Here is an 18,185-nt window from a genome sequence, read left to right on the forward strand (position 1 = left end):
CAGGTCGTTACGCAGCAACGCCGTTCTGCGCTGGGAATGGCACCCGGGCAGCACGATGTTCGTGGTGTGGCAGCAGGACAAGAGCGCGAACCGCGAGCTGGGACTGGTACGGCCCGGCGACATCTTCGACGCATTCCGGGCGAAGGGTGACACCTTCCTCGCCGTGAAGGTGAGCTACTGGATTCCGCTGAAGTAAGTCAGCAGCAGCGAGTACCCGGCCTGCTGTACTTCCTTTCCAAGAGGTCCGCCGCGAACTGATCCTTCGTCATCGGTTTCGTATCCGGATGATGACTTTGGCAATGCGACATGTATCGCTCGTAGTCGGGCACGCCGAGCATCGCGCGCAAAGTGCGCGCGATCCCGGAGACGAGAGCGGTTAGTCGATTCACTGCGGCGGATCGGGTTGGAAGGGAACGCGTGACGGCAAGTTCCGCTCGAAGAGCTCGAAGATCCGGCGGTACTCGTCGGTCCATGACGATGGTCGCAGGAACGCGTGATCCTCAACCGGATAAACGGCAAGCTCCCAGCCCGTTGTACCGAGCTCGATGAACCGCTGCGTAAGACGAACGATGTCCTCGAAGTGCACGTTGATGTCCACCATCCCATGCGCCATCAGCAGCGGATCGCGAAGCCCCTCGGCAAAATAGATGGGCGATGACCGGCGGTAGGCAAGCGTGTCCGTCTGCGGAAAGTTGAGAATCCGCGACGTGTAGCCGTGGTTGTAATGCGCCCAGTCGGTGACGCTGCGGAGCGCCGCCCCAGCGCCGAAGAACTGCGGCTGAGTGAACAGCGCAAAGAGCGTTATGAATCCGCCGTAACTTCCCCCGTAGATTCCGATCCGCTCGGGGTTGATCGAGTATTCCTTCGTGAGGTATCGGGACGCGTCAACCTGGTCCTGAAGATCCCGGCCGCCCATGTATCTGTAGATCGCCGTCCGCCAGTCACGCCCGTATCCATCCGACGCGCGATAGTCCAGGTCTAGAACGACGTACCCCTTCGACGCGAGATACTGATTGAACATGTACTCGCGCGGATACTCCGACCAGAAATTGCCGACGTTGTGCAGATAGCCCGCTCCATGAACGAAGATCACGGCAGCGCCGTTTGGCTCGGCGTTCATGTCCTTCGGACGATAGATGTGCGCGGGAACTCCAACACCGTCCGAGGCGGGAATCTTGACGATCTCCGGCACGATCCACGGAAACGACAGCCACTCCGCGCTCGGCGATACAGTGAGCTGAACTGCGTCGGCACGCGCGCGGTTGCGCATCAGAAAGAGATCAGGCGGGCGATTCACGAAGGAGTAGACGTCGGCGATCCATTCACCGTTGGGCGACACGACGCCAAGGTGCCGGCCCGATTTCGTGGTGAGCCGCTCGCGCGAGCCGCCGTTCACGGACATGCGGTAGATCTGCTCCTCGGCCGGCGATATCTCGCTGGTGTGGAGATAGAACCATTTCTCATCGGGTGAAAAATCGACGTCACGGACTTCCCATCGACCGCTGGTGAGCTGGCGGCGGTCGGTGCCGTCGGCAGCAACCGTGTAGAGGTGTGCAAATCCCGTTGCCTCGGAGACATACCAGAAGCGCCGGCCGTTGGCGTACCATCCGCCGCATGAGCTGCAGGGACCGCCAACCCAGGCGCTGTCGCGCAGCGTCTCCAGCGTTCGGAGCGTACCCGTCGCCGCGTCGATCGACTGAAGCAGCCGGAGCTTGCTGTCGCCGGTGTAAGAATAAAACGCGGCGCGCGATCCGTCGGCGCTCCAGTCGAGGATCTGAACGAACCCGTTTGCTGTATCGGTGGGGAAGGGGTTGAGCCACTTGATCGTCCCGGATGGCAGGCTCAGGAAGCCAAGCCGTCCCCGAACCTGCACGTCACCAACGTTTGTCCGGCCGCGGATGACTTCGGGGTAACCGGTCTCTGTTACGAGCCGCACGACCTCCACAGCGCGCGTTCCCTGCGGCGGAATGCGCGTCTGCACCAGAAGCGCATTGCCGTCAGGCGCGACCGAGAGTGCGGAAAGCTCTTCGCCTCGCTGCGTGTAATGGATTTTGACCCCGCGGGCCTCACGCTCGCGCTCTGCAGCTTTGCGAATGCTGTCCGCGCTAACGCGGTCGCGGATTGCCTCGAAGAGGTCGCGTTGCTGCTGCTCGATCCGGCCGCGCTGGCCGGTGGCTCGGGCGGAGTCCACCGGTGCGGGCCCCGGACGAATATCGGTAAGCTGTCGAACAAGACCGCCCGAAAGATCTATCGAGTAAACGTTGTTGTCGCGCACGAAGAAAAGGCGGTTCGCGTCAACGGCGAATTCCGGGGTGTGCTCACGGGCAACCGTCTGCGTGAGCCGCCGCGTTGTTCCGTTCTGCAGATCGGTGACGTATATGTCGCCGTTGTGCTCGACCGCCATGTAGCGGCCGTTCCTCGATCGGTCGCCGCTCGAGATGAGTGCGCCGACCGAGTCGAATTGCGCGGGCGAGACGCGTTCCGGCTTCGAGCCGGGCGCCGCACGCACGCGGTATCGCTTCACCTGCTCGCGCCAGTCGGTGCCCGGCTCGAGCCAGTTGAAGTAGATCCACCTCGAATCCGCGCTCCATCGCACGTCAGCCGGCGGCCGGCCGTAGAGCTCCGGTCCGCGCATGATGTTCTTGATGGAAAAGTCGAAGCTGGACGTGCGCTGAGCGCCAGCAGGAGGCGCGGTTAGCGAAGCCGCGACAGCGAGGCAGCAACCAGCGGCGAAATACCGTAACAATTGACGCGAGACTCCCAAAAAAAACTCCGTGTTCTTCGTGGACTTCGTGGTCGCTTCCTCACGCATGTTCGCCCTCAGCCATGACTCACGTTCCGCCATGACTCACCCTCCGCCAGCTGCTTGAATGACAAAATCCCGAGTGTGACTGTATTCGACTTCAGTCGTGATTGCACTTTTCCGTCCACTCACGACGGAGAACCACTCGTGCGCGGAGGCTACGATGATCACTACAACCGAGATCATGAAGAACGCGGCAACTCCGGCATCGAGGTAGTCGTTGAAGATCATGCGTCGTGCCGCTTCAATGCTCGCGACGCCGGGCGGCACCGTTCCCGCGGCAACCATTCCCTCGAACAAACGCGCATGCGACAGAAATCCCAGCCGCGGACTATCGGAAAAGATCTTGATCCATCCGCCAGTGAGCGTTACGACCGCAAGCCACGTGAGAGGAAGAACCGTAACCCAGGCGTATCGCGCCTTGCCCATCTTGATGATGATCGTCGTCCCGACGCAGAGCGCGACGGCGGCCAGCAGCTGATTGGAGATTCCGAAAAGCGGCCAGAGAGAGTTGATGCCGCCGAGCGGGTCGAGGACGCCCTGATAGAGGAAGTAGCCCCACATCATCACGAACACGGCGCTGGAGATGACGACCGCCGGATACCACGATACACGGCCCATGGGAGCCCATACATGTTTGGCGAGGTCCTGGAGCATGAAGCGGCCGACCCTCGTCCCCGCGTCGAGTGTGGTGAGGATGAACAACGCCTCGAACATGATCGCGAAATGGTACCAGAGGGCCATGGCTTCGCTGCCGCCCAGCACGCGCGAGAAGAGGAGCGCCATTCCCACCGCGAGGCTTGGCGCACCCCCGGTGCGTGAGAGGAGCGAGCTCTCGCCAACCTGGCGAGCAAGATTTTCCATTTCACCCGGGACGAGCGTAAATCCCCAGTTGCTGATTGCCGCCGCCGCCGATGCCGCGGTTGTCCCGAGCGCGCCGACAGGGGCGTTGATTGCGAAGTAGACCCCGGGAGTGAGCAGGCACGCTGCAATGAGCGCCATCACCGCGACGAGCGACTCCATGAGCATCGCCCCGTACCCGACCATCCGCGCATCACTCTCGCACTCGATGATCTTTGGCGTGGTCCCAGACGCAATGAGAGCGTGAAACCCCGATATCGCCCCGCAGGCAATTGTAATGAACGCAAACGGGAACACCTTTCCGGCAAACACCGGCCCTGTTCCATCGGTGAAGCGCGTCAGCGCCGGCATCTGGAGCGGCGGCAGCACGAAGAGAATGCCCAGCGCCAGCGCGACTACGACTCCGATCTTTACGAATGCCGACAGGTAATCGCGCGGGGCGAGGAGCAGCCACACGGGAAGCACCGACGCTGCGAAGCCGTACGCCATGATGAGAAGAGCGATCGTCGTTGCCTTCAGAGTGAAGATCGGCGCCAGCGTCGGATTCTGCGCGACCCACTGGCCCGCGAACAGCGCAAGCGTAAGGAGAACAATTCCTATCGCGGTCGCTTCGAGAACGCGGTGCGGGCGGACCCACCGCAGGTATGCACCCATGAACATCGCGATGGGAATCGTGAGACCAATTGTCACAATCCCCCACGGGCTCGCCTTGAGCGCATTCACGACGACAAGAGCGAGCACGGCGATCAGGACGACCATTATGCCGAGCACAGCGACGAGTGCGGTCGCGCCCGCGACCTTTCCAATCTCGTCCCTCGCCATCTGCCCCAGCGATTTGCCGTCGCGCCGGATGGATGACGCGAGGATGACGAAGTCCTGCACCGCGCCGCCCAGCGCGACGCCGATGATGATCCAGAGAGCGCCGGGAAGGAATCCGAATTGCGCCGCGAGAGTAGGACCAACGAGAGGGCCGGGCCCGGCAATCGCAGCGAAGTGATGGCCGAACACGATCCACCTGTTCGTCGGCGAGTAGTCGCGGCCGTCGTTCAGACGCACAGCGGGGGTCGCACGATCGTCACGCAGGTCGAAGATCTTCGCCGCGATGAACTTGCTGTAGAACCTGTACGCCACGGCGTACGTGCAGATCGCCGCGGTGAGCAGCCACGCCGCGTTCACCGTCTCGCCGCGCGACAGGGCGAGCCGTGCGAAGCTGCCTGCACCGAGTAACGCGATCAGCGCGAAAATCAGCGGCTGAAGAAATCTGCGCATGTGTTTCGCTGGAGAGTGTGGCAGGTGGAGGCGGTGAAATTGTGTATCGGTTAACTTTCCCGCAATCAGCCCATGGGTTCACTCGCCAGACTGAAAGACACGCCGTTGGCAGTCGCCGCTGCAGTTGCCGGCCTCCTGTGTGCGGGTGCACTCATCGGATGCTCGGGCGGCGGCGTGCCTGGTGGCATTCCGCGGCCACAGAGTACCCCGCTCGCGTACATGGCCGGCCGACAGGTGGTGGTGCTTCCCGTTCAACGGAACATCTCGTTCCCGGACTCGACCTGGCAGCAGCCGCCCTCGGTAACGAGCCAGTTCCTTGCCGCCCTCGACGACTCCATCGCCTCCGCACTCGGCGACCGGGGGCTGAGAAGCACCTGGACATTCGCGCAGGAAATATCCGCCGCGGCACGGCGCAACACCGGGATGCTTCCTGACCCTCATGCGCTGGCCGCCGCTGGACTCCGCCGGCTCGTAAGGGCGGGCGACGACCCGCTGAGTGAGCCGCTCGCATCGCAGGTCCGCTCGCTCGTCTCGATGAGGGACGCGCGGTACGCCATTCTACCCGCGACGCTTGTGTTCGAGAAGGCGGCGGGAGGACTGCGCGGCACCGTTCTCGTCTATCTGATCGACGCGCGAACCGCGCGCATTCAGTGGTCCGGCGCAGTCACGGGCGAGGTTTCGCGAAGCCTTTCGCCGGCGATGGCGGGCGATATCGCGCAGCGCATCGCCGACCTCGTCGCGGCGCGATAGAGTGGAGGCGATTAAAGTCTTCCATGTTTCTGATCTGCACTTCGGACGGCCGGCCGTGCCGGCGCAGATCGAGGCCATCGAAGCAATAATTCAGAACGAGAAGTTCGACGTCGTTGCGATATCCGGAGACCTCTCGCAGCGCGCGCGGTCGGGTGAGTTTCAGCGTGCGGCCGTTTTTCTTCGCGACGCGCAGAAGGTGAGCAAGACTATCGTGGTGCCGGGAAACCACGACGTGGCGTGGTGGCATGCGCCGTTCGGGATCGGCCGGAAGGACAAGCTCTACGAGAACTACTCGAAGTTCATCTCGAGTGAGCTCGAGCCGGTGCTGAGATTACCCGGAACAACCTTTGTCGGCCTCAACACCTCGCATGGCGTGACCATGCGCACGCTCACCTGGAACGTTCGCGACATCTCCATCATCGGCGACATCAGGCGGGAGCAATTCAGAAAGGCGGAGATTGCGTTCAACCAGTCGCCGCCGCCCGACGCGCGGGTCATCGTGATGCACCACAATCCGGTGAAGGGTGAGCTCTCGCAGCGTCACGGCCTCAAGCGAACGAAGAAAATCCTCGGCGCTTTCGCCGCGATGGGAGTGGATCTCATCCTTTGCGGTCACGATCACCAGGAGTCGGTGCATTACATCGAGCACACCAAAAAGGGAACGGTCATCTCCACTGCGGGAACGGTGTCGAGCCGGTCACGCGGTGGCAGGCCGTCGTCCGTGAACGTGATTCGCATCCTGCCAGGGCAGGTCGAGGTAACGACGCACATCTGGTCGGAGGCGGGCAGGACCTTCGTGGCCGGCCCACACGAATGCTTCGAGCGCTAAAGCTTCTCCTCGGCCTCGGTCGTCGAAGACGCCGGGTAACTCGCGCATACGACGAGTCGCAGCTCACGCTGGAGCTCGAGGCGCCTCCGCGAAGGCGTCGCGCCACTGAAAGAACTCATCCTGACGATGACGCGATTGCTCAAAAGCTCGTGCGCGCTTACGAGGTGCTCAATCGCGAGCGGTTCGACGGCTCACTGTCGAGGATTCCGATACGCGTGTCGCGGCGCATGAAGAGCAGACTCGGTCACTACACTCACCGCGATCCATCGGGCGAGGGCGCCGAGATCGCTATCAGCCGCCGTCACATCCGACGACATGGTTGGGGCGAAGCGATCGAGACGTTGTTGCATGAGATGGTGCATCAGTGGCAGGACGAGAGCGGGCTGCGGGTGGACCACGGGCGGCAGTTCCGCGCCAAAGCGCGCACGGTCGGCATAAGCCCGAGAGCGCACCGCGACGTGGCTTAGCCGCGCCGGCGCGACGTATCTTTCCGCGATGCCCAAGGCCGACCTCTACAACATCGATTCCGCGTTCTCCGAGGAGGAGCGCGCGGTGCGCGACAGCATTCACCGCTTCGTCGACGAGCGTGTGCTTCCGGTCATCGGAAAGTGCTACGTCGAAGGACGATTCCCGAAGGAGATCGTGCCGCAGATGGCCGAGCTCGGCGTGCTCGGCGCGAATCTCCCCGAGGAGTACGGCTGCGCAGGCCTGAACAACGTCTCATACGGCCTCATCATGCAGGAGCTCGAGCGTGGGGACTCCGGCGTGCGATCGTTCGCGTCGGTGCAGGGCTCGCTCGTCATGTATCCGGTCTACGCATTCGGAAGTGAGGAGCAGAAGCGCGAGCTACTGCCGAAGATGGCGAGTGGCGAGGTGATCGGGTGTTTCGGACTGACGGAGGCCGATTACGGCTCCAACCCGTCGGGTATGATCACGCGCGCCCGGGAGGAGTCCGACGGGAGCTGGGTCCTGAATGGCGGGAAGATGTGGATCACGAACGGATCGACTGCGCAGGTTGCAATCGTGTGGGCGAAGACGGGCGACTCAAAAGAGGAGAGCTCCATTCGCGGATTCATCGTTCCGACCAACACGCCGGGCTTTTCAGCAAAGGATCAGAAGGGGAAGCTCTCGTTGCGTGCGTCGGACACCAGCGAGCTGGTGTTTCAGGACGTCCGGCTTCCCGCGACCGCGCTTCTGCCGAGGTCAGGCGGGCTCAAGAGTCCGTTGATGTGCCTGACGCAGGCGCGGTACGGAATTGCGTGGGGTGCTGTTGGCGCCGCGATGGCGTGCTACGAGGAGGCCCTGGCGTACGGAACGAACCGGGTGATGTTCGGCCGCCCGATCGCGGGATTTCAGCTTCAGCAGCAGCGCCTGGCAGACATGGTGACTGAGATCGTGAAGGCGCAGCTGCTGGCCCTGCATGTCGGGCGCCTCAAGGATGCGGGGACGTTCACGCCGCAGCAGGTCTCGCTCGCCAAGCGGAACAACGTGAACATCGCCACGGATATCGCGCGTGAGGCGCGCCGGCTGCTTGGTGCCAATGGAATTCTCGCCGAGTATGCGTCGATGCGTCACATGGAGAACCTCGAGAGCGTTTACACCTACGAGGGGACGCACGACATCCATACACTGATTATCGGCCAGGCAGTGACGGGGTTGTCCGCTTTCGAGTGAGACCGGATCCAGCGGATCAACGGATTAAGCGGATCAGGCGCACTGCGCGCATCAGGCGCATTGCCCGGTCAAGAGCGCACGGAGACCGCTGACGGCTCGCTGACGCACCCCGGATAGGTTCTTCGCATCGAGGAAGCTGTCCTCCGAGCGGAGCGAAGAGCGCGTTTTGGGCACGGGGTCCGGATTCGAATCCGGACCCCGCTTTGGTTTCCGGACCAGTAAACCATCCGACCCGCCTTCCGGTCGAACCGTTAGTACTTACTGTAACCACTTACCTAACTCAGCCTGGTTCACTCTCATGGACTACATCCGCCAGCTCGGCCCCGTTGTTCTCGACCACCGCTTCCGACGCCTCATGGAAGCCCTTCTCCGCACCGCGCAAAACGTCTACGACGTGCGAGACCTGGAATTCCGTTCGCGATGGGCCTCGACGTTCCAGCTTCTGCACGGTGGATCACCGCTCGCGGTGGGCGAGATCGCTGCCCGCCTACGCCTCACACACCCCGGCGTAATCGGCATCACCGACGAGATGATCTCGGCTGGAATCGTTCGCGCCGTACGCGATGAAGACGACGCCCGCCGGCGCATGATCGCTCTCACGCCAAAAGGACGGCGGATGGCGCCCGAGCTGTTCCGTGTCTGGAAAGAGCTCGGCGCCGCGCAGCGTGAGCGCTTTCTCGCGGCCGGATGCGATATCCTGCCGATCCTCGACAAGGTCGACGATGGACTGGAGCAGCGCAGTCTCGCGGAGGAAGTAATCGAGCGCCTTTCCCGAAAATCCAAAGACCGCAGTCTGAAAGAGCCCGGTAGGAAGTCCATCGCGAAAGGTCCTGCCCGGCGAGCACGCGCCGCCGCAGCTCGCTCGTTCTTGCTCCTCGCCGTTTGCGGATTCGGTGGTGTGGCGGTCCCTGCCTATGCTCAGTCGGGACAGCAGACCTCCACGCCGTCGCCACAGCTCACCGCGGTCGCAAAGGAAGCGGTCATCTCGGCGCTCACCGACACGCTCATCGCCGGCTACATCTACGAGAAAACCGCGCGGATGCTCGCGGACACATTGCGCGCCGAGCTCAAGGCTGGGGCGTTTGACTGTTTCGCGACCGGCGACTCATTCGCTGAGCGGGTAACCACGACGCTCCGTCGAATCAGCAACGACAGACATCTGGGGCTCCACTACGGCGGCGGATCAGCGGAAGCCGGGCCAGTGCTTCGCCGGGTGCCCCGCTCGAGCGGAACCATTCAAACAGGTCCGGCGACTCCTCGACCGCAGCCGTCTGCCTCCGCCACGCCGACGCCTCGCAGAGTGAGAGTTTCCGAGAGCGGCGCTTATGGGTTCGGCCGCGCCGAGATACTCCCGGGCAACATCGGGTACCTCGAGCTTCCCGGGTTCTCCGGATCTCCCGAAGCGGTTGCCGTCGCCGATTCGATCATGAAGATGTTCGCAAACGTGAAAGCGCTGATCATCGACGTCGGGCAGAATCGCGGCGGCGGACCCGAGATGGTCCGGTATCTGTCTTCATACCTGTTCGACAAGCCGACTCATCTCGTGTCGACCTTCGCTCGCGGAATGGACGGGCCCAGTGAGCGACGGACATCGGAACGAGTCGGCGGCAAACGTCTGCCGAACACTCCCGTTATTGTCCTCACGAGCAAGCGCACGATTTCGGCGGCCGAGTCGTTTGCCTTCGGGCTCAAGGTCAAAAATCGCATCACGATCGTTGGCGAGCGGACAGCTGGCGGAGGCCATTTCGGAGGGTTCGTCTCGCTCCCCGAAGGCTTCCGGGTGTTTCTGCCGCGCGGCCGGACGTACGATCCCAAAACGAACCAGGGGTGGGAAGCGCAGGGCCTGAAACCGGACGTCGAGGTTAAATACGAGGATGCCCTTCGCACCGCAACGGAGCTCATCAAACGTCGCTGACGCTTTTGTGACGCAACCAGCATATCTTCTGCTCCCCGAGTCTCGGTTCTCGGCAGCGGAGCTCACGGCAGGTCAGGTTGTTGGGTGTACGCAGGTCATGCTTTTGGATGTGCGCAGGTCATATTGTGAGTGCACGGCAGGTCATGATGATTGGACTACGGCGCGTCATGACAACGGAGTGAGGGTCCGGAAGAGGGAGCCGGACCCCGCTTTGCGTTCTGCACCCTCTGGCCCGCTTCTGGTATCTTTGTGTGAAATCTTTCACAAGGGATGCCGGGTTGAAGATTGCCGTTTGTATCAAGCGTGTTCCCGACATGGACGTTCGCTTCAGGATCGGGGCGGATGGCACATCGCTCGATGACTCCGGGCTCAAATACGACATCAATGATTTCGACGCCTGGGCCGTGGAGGCTGCACTCCAGCTCAAGGAAAAGGCGGGTCAGGGCGAGGTAGTCATCCTCTCGCTCGGACCCGATGCTGCCGCCGAGACGATTCGGAAGGCCCTCAGCATGGGGGCGGACCGTGGAATTCATCTCAAGACAGATCGCATCCCGTTCGACGGATTTGCTATTGCTTCGGCACTCGTCTCCGAGCTGAAGGACGGCGGTTACGATCTGATCTTCTTTGGCAAGATGTCCCCCGACTCGTCGAACGGAGTTGTCGGTCCAATCGTCGCGGAGCTCCTCGGTCTTCCCTGCGTCACCGCGATCTCGAAGCTCGACATCGCCGATGGAAAAGGAACGGCGAAGCGTGAGCTCGAGGGCGCGCAGGAAATCGTCGAGTTTCCCCTGCCGGCCGTGCTGACTGTCGACGAGGGCCTGAATACCGCGCGGTATCCCTCGCTCAAGGGCATCATGGCCGCCAAGAAAAAGCCGCTGGATGTAAAGCCTGCGACACTCGGCGAGAATAAGGTCACGGTGCAGAAGCTCGAGCTGCCGCCGGAGCGCGCAGCTGGGCGGATAATCGGCGAAGGCTCGGCCGCGGTGCCGGACCTGATCAAGGCTCTTCAGACCGAGGCGAAGGTTCTCTGATGGCGAACATCTTTGCATTCGCGGAAGCTCGAAACGGTGAGCTGCGAAAAGTCGCGCTGGAGACGATAACCGCCGCGCGCACGCTTGCCGACTCCACCGGTGGTGAAGTCCACGCACTCCTCGTCGGTGCACCTGGAATCGGCGCAAAGGCGGAACAGCTCGCGCAGCATGGTGCGGACATCGTGATCCTCTGCGAGCATCCGGGATTCACGCAATACAATCCCGAGGCGACTGCAGCGCTGGCGGCCGAGCGAATAAAGGGTGGCGGCTATCGAGCCGCGGTGTTCACGACATCGGCGCAGGGTCGCGATCTCGCGCCGCGTGTGGCCGCGAAGCTGGGCGTAGGGCTGGTCACCGACGTAACCGGCCTGGAGCTCACGGGGGATACGCTCATCGTGAAGCACCCGATGAACATCGGCAAATTGATCGCAACCATCGCCATCGCGCACACGCCCGCCGTGATCGCCATACGTCCCAACACGTTCACTCCGGCGCAGACGCCGACGGCCGGCCGCGTGGAAACGGCCGAGCCGGTTGGGGATCCGTCGGCATCGCGCGTCGTAGTGAAGGAGCTCGTGCAGGGAGGGGGAGGGAAACTCGACCTCGCGGATGCGCCGGTCATCGTCGCGGGCGGGCGTGGTCTCAAAGCGGCGGAGAACTTCAAGCTCGTCGAGGAGCTTGCCGACGCATTCGGCAACGCCGCCGTCGGCGCGACTCGCGCGGTGACCGACGACGGTTGGCGGCCGCACAGCGACCAGATCGGTCAGACGGGGCGCCTTGTGAGTCCCGATCTGTACATCGCGGTAGGAATCTCCGGTGCGGTGCAGCATCTCGCGGGAATGCGCACTTCGCGGACGATCGTTGCGATCAACAAAGACAAGGACGCGCCGATCTTCAATGTCGCGGACTACGGGATTGTCGGGGACGTCTTCGAAGTTGTCCCCGCTTTGACCGCGGCGGTGCGCGAAGCCAGAAAGGGACATTAATGGAAGAGGAAGCGACCGCGCGTAAATGAGCACCTTCCGCGTCGTTCCCAGCGAGTACCAGCCCCCACTTCCCACCGAGCGGCTGATCATTCGTGAGCCGCTCGATTCAGAAGCTGTTCCAATGGATGTCGTGTTCGTCGGTGGGGGACCGGCCGGACTTGCGGGCGCAATCGAGCTCGCCAATCTCGTAAAGCAAGACAATGAAGCCGGTGGATCACTTGGCGAGATACAGATCGCCGTCCTCGAGAAAGCCCCCGGACTCGGCGAGCATTCGCTCTCGGGCGCAGTCGTAAATCCGATCGCGCTGCGCGCGCTCTTTCTTCAGTTGAAGGACAGCGATTTTCCGTTTCGCGCGCCGGTCACCAATGAGCGGGTCTATTTCATGATGGGCGACCGCGCACAGCGGATCCCCGCGCCGCCGACGATGCAGAACCACGGCTACTTCATCGCGTCGCTGTCGGAGATCGTGCGGTGGCTCGGTGAGAAAGCCGAAGCGCTCGGCGTCAACGTCTTCACCGGATTTCCCGTTGCATCGCTGGCGATGGAGAACGACGAGGTGATCGGTGTGCGGACGGCGCCGGCTGGTCTGGGGCGCGACGGAACGCCGGGCAGCAGCTACTCGCCGCCGACGGACATTTCGGCGCGAGTCACCGTCCTTTCCGAAGGCACGCGCGGCTCGCTGTCGCAGGCGCTGATGGCATCCGAAAAAATCGGATCGGAGAATCCGCAGATCTTTGCTCTCGGTGTAAAGGAAATCTGGGAGACAAAAAAGCCGCTCGACGCGATCATTCACACGCTCGGCTGGCCGCTGCCGAAGGACGCGTTCGGCGGCAGCTTCATGTATCCGCTGACACCGACGCTCGTTGCGCTCGGCATCGTTGTCGGCATGGATTACAAGCAGACCACGCTCGACATCCACGAGCTGCTGCAGCGACTGAAGACTGCGCCGCTGTTTCGCGATTATCTCGAGGGCGGTGAAATGGTGGAGTGGGGCGCAAAGACGATTCCGGAAGGTGGTTATTACGCGCTGCCCGAGCGGCGCCACGGCAACGGATTTCTCATTGCGGGCGATGCCGCGGGATTCGTGGAAGTCGCATCGCTCAAGGGCGTCCACTACGCGATGCAATCGGGAATCTTCGCGGCGCGCACGATCTTCGATGCACTGAAGAAAAACGACACGTCGCGCGAGGCGCTCGCCGGTTATGACTCGCTTGTGAACTCGAGCTACATCGTCAGCGATCTGAAAAAACGGCGCAACATGCGGCTCGCATTCCAGAAGGGCGGCCTGTACGGCGGCGGATTCAAGGCAACGCTCATGACGCTGACTGGGGGCGCGCTGCTCGGGAGAAAGATCGAGTCCGAGCCCGACGCGCACGTGGCACGCGAGGTAGCGCCCGAGACTCGATTCGTCCCGGACGGCAAGCTGACCTTCAGCAAGCTCGACGCGAACTTCAAGTCACGCAACGCGACGCGCGATGATATTCCTTCACACCTCGTCATTGGAAAGGACATTCCGCCCGAAGTCGCGACGCTCTATCAGCACATGTGCCCAGCCGGTGTCTACGAACGTGACGGCGATCGTCTCGTCGTCAGTCCTGCCAACTGCATCGACTGCAAGGCAACGGACGTGATCGGTCCGCGGTGGACGCCCCGCGAAGGCGACGCCGGACCACGATATCGATTGATGTAGGTTCTCTATGGCGCTGGAGAAAGAGGGAGTGACAGGTTGCTCCAAACGTCCAACGCGCTTGGCGCAGCGATCCGACGCGCGCCTTCGGCTTATCCCGCGATAGTGATCTTTCCGCAGGTCCCCAGTGATTCCTCGTGGGTAGGGATCCCGGCGCAGGTCGCAATGGGCGCGCTCGATAAGGCGGTCGCCGAGTTCCGCATCGATCCCGATCGCGTCTATCTGACCGGTTTGTCCATGGGCGGCAACGGCACATGGCATCTCGCGTACAATCATGCCGACCGGTTCGCGGCGATTGCTCCGATTTGCGCGTTCGTCACCCCGCTTTCCACGAGGACTTTCAAGTCGGCAGTACCTGCGGACAGCGCCGCTGCGTTTTCAACGCTGGCGCGACGCATCGCAAAGCTTCCGACGTGGATCTTTCACGGCGAGATCGATCAGGCTGTCCCGGTGTCACAGTCCCGTCAGGCGGCGGAAGCCATCCGCAGCGCGGGAGGCGACGTCAGGTACACAGAGTTTCTCGGGATGGACCACAATGTCTGGGACGCGACGTATGCGTCACCACAATTTGTCACGTGGCTCTTCGCGCAGCGACGCAAGCGATGAGCGCTATCTGGTCCGACCCAGCTCGTAAATATCGATCTTCTGGCTGATCTCCCCTACCTCGTAGGGGAACGTCTCCTTTCCCAGGAGCTCCAGACCGACATTCTCGCACTTCTCCAGAAATTCCGGCGCGGCGATGCGACCGGGATCGGCGATCAACGCGACGCCGTGCAGTGACAGCGTTCCCATCAGCACTGCCGGAAGGATCTTCGCGTACTCGCTCTCATAGAGAACGTCCGACGCGATCACCTTGTCGAAGTTCGTCGCGTCCGCGGGAAAGCTCCGCCAGTTCAGCATCTTGGCCTCTGGCGATTTGCCGAGGTTCTGAAATGCGTTCGCGCGCGTGAACGCCAGCGCATCCGTGTAGTAGTCGGACGCAAGTACCTCGTGTCCCGACGCAATCGCGGCCGTCGTCACGAGGCCCACTCCGCATCCGAGCTCGAGCAGACGCCGCCCATGTCCATTTCTGGCGAGAATCTGCTCCGCCAGGATCGTCGACGCAGGCCAGATGTCCGCCCAGTAGGGAAGCCTCTCGTCCTCGACGAAATCCTCCTCTCGAATCAGATCGTCTGATTTCCGCGGCCGCAGAATGCTGAACGTCCGATCGCCGACAGGGACGTCTTCGATGACCGTGTCGAACCGCTTCTCCAGCGCCGCGACAAGGCGTTTGCCGCTGAGATCGTCGAGCGGCTGTGTCACGGCGTCACTGAATCGCGAAATGCGACGTCATGCCCATGTCGTCGGTCAGCGGAAGTGCGTTGAGCATCGTTCCAGCCGGATTCGATGCGCTGTCTGCCGGGACCACGAGCAATGCATTGGCGCGCGCCATCGCAGTGAGCACGGCGGAGCTCTGCGATCCGGCCAGGTGCGCGATGTAGGCACCGTCGTCGGCGCGCGTGACGGTTGCCCGAAGAAAATGTGTGAGCCGCGTGGCAATATCGACCGGCTCGCCAAGACGAACCGGAATCAGCGCTCGATGCAGCGTTTCGTGGCCTGACATCTTCCGTATTACCGGCCGGGCAAATACCTCGAACGATACCATCGCCGAAACCGGATTCCCCGAGAACCCAAGCCACGGAATTCCGCGAAGCGTGCCGAAGGCCATCGGCGCGCCGGGCCGCATGCGTACTCTCCAGAAGTCGAGCTCGCCGCCCATCTCCGCAAAGACTGAGCGCATGTGATCTAGGTCTCCGACTGAAACGCCCGCCGAGGTAATGATGAGATCGACGCGCTCGTGCTGCGTGAGCTCGAGCTTCTCGCGCAGTGAAGACGGCGTATCGGCCGCAACGCCGAGGTCCACAGGCTCGCCACCAGCGTCTGCAATGAGCTCACGAAGCGTCCATGAATTCGCGTTGATGATCTTCGCCGCAGAGTCGGCCGGCGAATAACCAGCGAGCTCGACGAGCTCGTCACCCGAGCTCAAGATTGCAACGCGGGGCGTGCGGTACGCCCGGATTTCGCGGACCGCCGCGGCCGCGAGCACGCCGAGATGCGCAGCGCGGACCTCCGTGCCCGGCTCGAACAGCGTCTGTCCCTCGTTGAAATCCTCGCCGGCCCGCCGAATATTCCTTCCAAGGTCGCGAAGATCAGTGACCCCGACGCGCTCTGCACCGCGGTCTGTATCCTCGATCCGAATTACCGTGTCGGCGCCGAGCGGAATTGGCGCGCCGGTCATTATCCGCATCGCTTCGCCTGCACCAAGCGGACGAAGCGCATGCTGTCCTGCCGCGATAGTAGCGACCACCTTCAGTTGTGGCCGCCCGGCGTCAATCGACGCCGCTCTTGGTGAGTGGAGATTATTCCCCGTCACAAGATCGGAGCTCCGCACGGCGTAGCCGTCCATGGACGAGTTGTCCCACGGCGGCGAGGTGGTGTTCGCCACAACCCTGTCCACCAGAACGCGTCCCGCGGCCCGCTCCAACGGCACGGCCTCGGCGTCGAGCGGCTGAATCTTCCTGAGGATCCTCGCGCTCGCTTCGCCGACTGTGATCATCAGCGGCGTCTGGCGCGATAGCCGGCGAGGAGCACACCGACGCTGTTCTGGAAGCGGCTCACACTGTCCACCGGCACCGTGAAGTGATTGTTGAGGATGCTGAATACGAGGCGATCGCCGTCGCCGTTGTTGACGTACCCCGACAATGAGCGCGCGAACTCGAGGCTCCCGGTCTTGGCGCGCATGTTCCCGGCGGCGGGAGTCCCGACCATGCGCGTTCTTATCGTGCCGTCGACGCCGGCAATTGGCAGCGCATCGTAGAAAACCTGAAACGCGGTGTCGCGCTGAATTGCGACGAGCGTTCTCACGACCGTTTCGGGCGTGAGCAGGTTATGACGCGAAAGTCCACTACCGTCGTACACGATGAATCCGTCCCGCTCCGCGCCCCACGCCACGAGCTGGCGCGAGACAACAGCTGATCCGCTGTCCGCGCTGCCAATACCCGAGCGCTCGAGGCCGATCGTTCGCAGCAACACTTCCGCGATCTGGTTTTGCGATGGCTTTTCCATGTAGCGAAGAATCTCACGCAGGGGTGGCGACGTGATTTTGAAGAGCTCGAAACCGTCAGTGATGAGTGGCTCATGGGTGTACGAAATTCCGCCGCTAATGACGATGCCCCGCGAGCTGAGCGCAGACGCGAGCGCTTCGAGGTACGTCCTTGCCGGCGAAGTTGTGGCTGTCGCTACGGTCGTGTCACGACCCGCGATACGGCGCGTCACTGTTGTCATTCCTTCGTTGTACAGCAGCTCGTCGATTGGTGCGGCACTCCCGCCACTCAGGTCGTCCCACTCCCACCCGTACCCATAGATCGTATCGGGAAACACATTGGGGCCACGCCACAGTTGGCCCGTCACGCGCTTGATGCCGTGGGCCAAGAGTGAGTCGGCTACACGCGCCATCCAGTTCATGGCGTTGCCTTGCTGGACCCGATCGCTCACAGTGGGGTCGCCTCGCGCGGCCACTACAAGATGCCCCTCGAGCACACTGTCCCGGATCAACCCATGTCCGACGAACGCCGTCTCGAACCTATAATCGGGCCCGAGCAGCGCGAGCGCGGATGCGCCGGTGATGATCTTCATGTTCGACGCCGGAATGAACAGCTTCCCGGCGTTGCGTGAATAGAGCGTGTCGCCGCTTGCCGGATTGACGACGAGAAGTCCGATGTGCGAACCCCGGAATTGCGGATTCGAGACGAGTGAGTCGATCGAATGCCTCAGCGTCTCCAACGGAGTTCGGACGGGAGCGATACCGCCCTGAGTAGTAGGCGCGCACCCCCAGAGGAACACCGTTAACGCCGCAAATCGAACCACAATGCGATATGCGGTCGCTCTCGTCGCGTCTCTCATTCGGAGCGATAAGACGCGCTGAGCGTTTTATCCTCGGCGACCCTGACCTCGGTCACTCGCGTTTCAGGTGGGAGTGAAGCCTGAACGCGCTCGCTGATGAAGCGGGCGATGTTCTCGCCTGTCGGCACCAGCTCGCCGTCGGCGAACTCAGGTACCTCGAGATTGATGTTGCGATGATCGAACCGCTGGCGCACTTCTGTCTCGAGCACGCGGTCGAGAAGGCCGAGATCGACGACGAATCCCGTGACGTCGTCAATCTCGCCCCGCACGGTGACATCGCACGTGTATGTGTGGCCGTGATAGCTCGGCCGGGCGCAGGCGCCGAACACGGCTTCGTTCTTTTCGTCGCTCCACTCGGGGCGACGATAGCGGTGCGCAGCGGCGAAGGTAACGCGTCGCGTCAGGTATGCGGTCGGCATAGGGGGTTAAATGTGCCGT

At 62.5% G+C, this 18,185-nt stretch carries 17 protein-coding genes; 10 read left to right on the top strand and 7 right to left on the bottom strand.

Annotated elements, in window-relative coordinates:
- Positions 1–196, top strand: a 196-nt coding sequence (locus VES88_03575; GenBank protein ID HYN80556.1) for a hypothetical protein, incomplete at its 5' end; no start/stop codon positions are given.
- 1 nt (position 197) lies between these two features.
- Here the strand turns inward: VES88_03575 and VES88_03580 are convergent.
- The 3 genes from VES88_03580 to VES88_03590 are packed head-to-tail and all read right to left on the bottom strand — an operon-like array spanning position 198 to position 4,933.
- Entirely contained in the window at positions 198–389 is a 192-nt protein-coding gene (locus VES88_03580) for a YbdD/YjiX family protein (protein HYN80557.1), read from the bottom strand.
- Entirely contained in the window at positions 386–2,845 is a 2,460-nt protein-coding gene (locus tag VES88_03585) for a prolyl oligopeptidase family serine peptidase (GenBank protein ID HYN80558.1), read from the bottom strand. The genes VES88_03580 and VES88_03585 overlap by 4 nt, the downstream gene beginning before the upstream one ends.
- 3 nt (positions 2,846–2,848) lie before the next feature.
- On the bottom strand, positions 2,849–4,933 hold the full coding sequence (locus VES88_03590; protein ID HYN80559.1) for a carbon starvation CstA family protein: 2,085 nt from the start codon (positions 4,931–4,933) through the stop codon (positions 2,849–2,851).
- 72 nt (positions 4,934–5,005) lie between these two features.
- Here VES88_03590 and VES88_03595 point away from each other — a divergent pair, with 72 nt between their 5' ends.
- The 9 genes from VES88_03595 to VES88_03635 all read left to right on the top strand — a co-directional run bounded on the left by VES88_03595 (position 5,006) and on the right by VES88_03635 (position 14,411).
- Positions 5,006–5,683: a hypothetical protein gene (locus tag VES88_03595; GenBank protein HYN80560.1), complete on the top strand. Its 678-nt coding sequence runs from the start codon at positions 5,006–5,008 to the stop codon at positions 5,681–5,683.
- A gap of 1 nt (position 5,684) precedes the next feature.
- Positions 5,685–6,512, top strand: coding sequence for a metallophosphoesterase (locus VES88_03600; GenBank protein HYN80561.1), 828 nt, complete (start codon positions 5,685–5,687; stop codon positions 6,510–6,512).
- Positions 6,497–6,979: a SprT-like domain-containing protein gene (locus tag VES88_03605; protein HYN80562.1), complete on the top strand. Its 483-nt coding sequence runs from the start codon at positions 6,497–6,499 to the stop codon at positions 6,977–6,979. Before VES88_03600 ends, VES88_03605 begins: the two co-directional genes overlap by 16 nt.
- A 28-nt stretch (positions 6,980–7,007) precedes the next feature.
- On the top strand, positions 7,008–8,186 hold the full coding sequence (locus VES88_03610; protein ID HYN80563.1) for an acyl-CoA dehydrogenase family protein: 1,179 nt from the start codon (positions 7,008–7,010) through the stop codon (positions 8,184–8,186).
- Positions 8,187–8,484: 298 nt separating this feature from the next.
- A complete protein-coding gene (locus VES88_03615; GenBank protein HYN80564.1) occupies positions 8,485–10,101 on the top strand; it encodes a S41 family peptidase in 1,617 nt (538 codons plus the stop codon).
- Positions 10,102–10,379: 278 nt separating this feature from the next.
- Positions 10,380–11,132, top strand: a complete 753-nt coding sequence (locus tag VES88_03620) for an electron transfer flavoprotein subunit beta/FixA family protein (protein HYN80565.1) — start codon at positions 10,380–10,382, stop codon at positions 11,130–11,132.
- Positions 11,132–12,118, top strand: a complete 987-nt coding sequence (locus VES88_03625) for an electron transfer flavoprotein subunit alpha/FixB family protein (GenBank protein HYN80566.1) — start codon at positions 11,132–11,134, stop codon at positions 12,116–12,118. The genes VES88_03620 and VES88_03625 overlap by 1 nt, the downstream gene beginning before the upstream one ends.
- A gap of 25 nt (positions 12,119–12,143) precedes the next feature.
- Positions 12,144–13,808: an electron-transfer flavoprotein:ubiquinone oxidoreductase gene (locus VES88_03630; protein ID HYN80567.1), complete on the top strand. Its 1,665-nt coding sequence runs from the start codon at positions 12,144–12,146 to the stop codon at positions 13,806–13,808.
- A 36-nt stretch (positions 13,809–13,844) separates the two neighbouring features.
- Entirely contained in the window at positions 13,845–14,411 is a 567-nt protein-coding gene (locus VES88_03635; protein HYN80568.1) for a prolyl oligopeptidase family serine peptidase, read from the top strand.
- 3 nt (positions 14,412–14,414) lie between these two features.
- On the opposite strand, the gene VES88_03640 is transcribed toward VES88_03635, so the two are convergent.
- The 4 genes from VES88_03640 to VES88_03655 are packed head-to-tail and all read right to left on the bottom strand — an operon-like array spanning position 14,415 to position 18,166.
- On the bottom strand, positions 14,415–15,107 hold the full coding sequence (locus VES88_03640) for a methyltransferase domain-containing protein (GenBank protein HYN80569.1): 693 nt from the start codon (positions 15,105–15,107) through the stop codon (positions 14,415–14,417).
- Positions 15,108–15,111: 4 nt separating this feature from the next.
- Entirely contained in the window at positions 15,112–16,401 is a 1,290-nt protein-coding gene (gene glp / locus VES88_03645) for a gephyrin-like molybdotransferase Glp (GenBank protein HYN80570.1), read from the bottom strand.
- A complete protein-coding gene (gene dacB / locus VES88_03650) occupies positions 16,401–17,747 on the bottom strand; it encodes a D-alanyl-D-alanine carboxypeptidase/D-alanyl-D-alanine-endopeptidase (GenBank protein ID HYN80571.1) in 1,347 nt (448 codons plus the stop codon). The genes glp and dacB overlap by 1 nt, the downstream gene beginning before the upstream one ends.
- Positions 17,744–18,166 carry a 6-carboxytetrahydropterin synthase gene (locus VES88_03655; protein HYN80572.1) on the bottom strand — a complete coding sequence of 141 codons (423 nt, stop codon included), beginning with the start codon at positions 18,164–18,166 and terminating at the stop codon, positions 17,744–17,746. The genes dacB and VES88_03655 overlap by 4 nt, the downstream gene beginning before the upstream one ends.
- Between the last annotated feature and the right edge of the window lie 19 nt (positions 18,167–18,185).

The sequence above is a fragment of the Gemmatimonadaceae bacterium genome, from assembly GCA_035633115.1.
Classification (GTDB): domain Bacteria; phylum Gemmatimonadota; class Gemmatimonadetes; order Gemmatimonadales; family Gemmatimonadaceae; genus UBA4720.

Coding starts and splice junctions, on each gene's coding strand:
- VES88_03585 (HYN80558.1), bottom strand. CDS start 2,845: ATGGCGGAACGTGAGTCATGGCTGAGGGCGAACATGCGTGAGGAAGCG.
- VES88_03590 (HYN80559.1), bottom strand. CDS start 4,933: ATGCGCAGATTTCTTCAGCCGCTGATTTTCGCGCTGATCGCGTTACTC.
- VES88_03595 (HYN80560.1), top strand. CDS start 5,006: ATGGGTTCACTCGCCAGACTGAAAGACACGCCGTTGGCAGTCGCCGCT.
- VES88_03605 (HYN80562.1), top strand. CDS start 6,497: ATGCTTCGAGCGCTAAAGCTTCTCCTCGGCCTCGGTCGTCGAAGACGC.
- VES88_03610 (HYN80563.1), top strand. CDS start 7,008: ATGCCCAAGGCCGACCTCTACAACATCGATTCCGCGTTCTCCGAGGAG.
- VES88_03615 (HYN80564.1), top strand. CDS start 8,485: ATGGACTACATCCGCCAGCTCGGCCCCGTTGTTCTCGACCACCGCTTC.
- VES88_03625 (HYN80566.1), top strand. CDS start 11,132: ATGGCGAACATCTTTGCATTCGCGGAAGCTCGAAACGGTGAGCTGCGA.
- VES88_03630 (HYN80567.1), top strand. CDS start 12,144: ATGAGCACCTTCCGCGTCGTTCCCAGCGAGTACCAGCCCCCACTTCCC.
- glp (HYN80570.1), bottom strand. CDS start 16,401: ATGATCACAGTCGGCGAAGCGAGCGCGAGGATCCTCAGGAAGATTCAG.
- dacB (HYN80571.1), bottom strand. CDS start 17,747: ATGAGAGACGCGACGAGAGCGACCGCATATCGCATTGTGGTTCGATTT.
- VES88_03655 (HYN80572.1), bottom strand. CDS start 18,166: ATGCCGACCGCATACCTGACGCGACGCGTTACCTTCGCCGCTGCGCAC.